Origin of the sequence: Ligilactobacillus sp., from assembly GCF_036846325.1 — a bacterium.
GTDB lineage: Bacteria > Bacillota > Bacilli > Lactobacillales > Lactobacillaceae > Ligilactobacillus.
Genome location: NZ_DAIUCE010000191.1, coordinates 1 through 1,663 on the forward strand (window position 1 = coordinate 1; position 1,663 = coordinate 1,663).

1 protein-coding gene and 1 pseudogene are annotated in these 1,663 nt (G+C 45.2%); one reads left to right on the forward strand and one right to left on the reverse strand.

The window, feature by feature from the left end; genetic code table 11:
- A pseudogene (locus tag V7Z60_RS10065) lies at positions 1–309 on the forward strand (Gfo/Idh/MocA family protein); the annotation flags it as partial.
- 367 nt (positions 310–676) lie between these two features.
- Here V7Z60_RS10065 and V7Z60_RS10070 read toward each other — a convergent pair.
- Positions 677–1,378 carry a CPBP family intramembrane glutamic endopeptidase gene (locus V7Z60_RS10070; RefSeq protein ID WP_334117672.1) on the reverse strand — a complete coding sequence of 234 codons (702 nt, stop codon included), beginning with the start codon at positions 1,376–1,378 and terminating at the stop codon, positions 677–679.
- Between the last annotated feature and the right edge of the window lie 285 nt (positions 1,379–1,663).

Below are 1,663 nucleotides of genomic sequence, written 5' to 3' on the forward strand. Positions count from 1 at the left end.
TTGGTCAACAACGTCATCAGTCTTGACTTTGACCTTGACGACAAACTGACGATCGTCGGTACAAGGGGCAGAATTGTCATTCAAGACTACCTTGATCCGGACAATGTTGTCGTAATAACGCCTGACGGGACCAGACGCCTGACTAATCAGAATGAACTTGATTCAGGCATCAATGTGCTTGATCACGTTTCGGACTGCATCTCCTCCAAAAAGACGTCAAGTCCGGTTCTCACGAAGAAAATCACGGTCAAGACCGTTGAAATCATCAGCAGCCTTTACAGCCAATGGTATGGTGATCCGCTTAACTGATCCGTCTTCAACTGGAAAATGCAGTGCTGCGAATCACCTTCCTCATTAGTGAGCCGTGACGTGATTACGCTTGTGGTCATGAATAAAAGAGAGCGTAAAAAGCTCTGTCTTAAGTTTAAAACGCGTACGATTCATAATTTCATTTTTATGAATCATACGCGTTTTTGATTTAACTGGATATCTGTCAGGCATTCAAATTCAGAGGCGTGACAAAGTGTCGCTGCAGCTTATCTACTCCAAAAGCAGCCCAAAATTCTGGATTCCGTCCAAAACAGTCTGCTTTGTCATCCCGATGCAGCGCCCGTGACTCAATCAAAAGACACGCACTGAAAAAAAGAAACCGGAATTTTACCCCGGTCCCTCTTTATTATTTCAGCAGCTGCTGCATACTGGACAACAGCATAACGACTGACGGAAGCAGATTGTTTAAAAAATGCACTGAAATGGAAGCTGCCAGATTCTTTTCCTTGTTGTACGTTGCGGCCAGAATAATTCCCATCACCACGTACATCACCCAGCTGATGAGATTCGTCGATGAATGAATCGATCCGAAAACCAATCCGCTCAGCAGAATTGCAAATACCGGCTGATCGGTGAAGAAATAATCCATCAGAAATCCCCTGAACACCAATTCTTCAACAATCGGAGCAGCAATGGCAGTCATGAAGACCATCATCAAACTCGTATTCACAGAAATGCGGAAGAGTTTTTCAATTGCGGCATCGTTTGCAGTTTGCTGCGTCATAAAGGATCCGATGATTATCTTGGCAGCCATCAGCACGATGAACCCGATGATGATCGTGTTGATTTCCTTCCCCTTCGGCTTCCAGATGATCCTTCTTTCAGGATGGCGCCGTTGCAGATAAGTAAACAGGATAAACGTCACTGCAACGTATCCTCCGACAAAAATCATCCAGGTCAAAATATAGACGATTGGTCCATTGACGTATTTAAGCAGTAATTTCGGCAGGGAAAGCGCAAACTGCGGCAGCTCAATCAGACCGAACAACAAGCACAGTTTGACTGCGCGCCAGCCATAGAGTTTTATTTTAGCCACTGCATTTTTCAATCACATCACCTTTTTCTGATCAGATTTATTGTTTCCTTCAATTATATCATATTGCCCGATTATGGCGAATATGCTGCGAGTTTACGGGCAAATCCCAAAAATCGTCGTTTTGCCCGTAATCGTGAGCTGGAATTTACGGGCTCATGAGCGCTCGGCTCCACACCTTGCCTAAATTGGGTTCGAAGCAGCATTCGCCTGGAGCTAAGCACTGTCTTCCTGGACGAGTTTCACTCGCCTGCGTCAGACAGAAGCTTAGCTTACGGCTCATAACCGCTGCTTCTCACA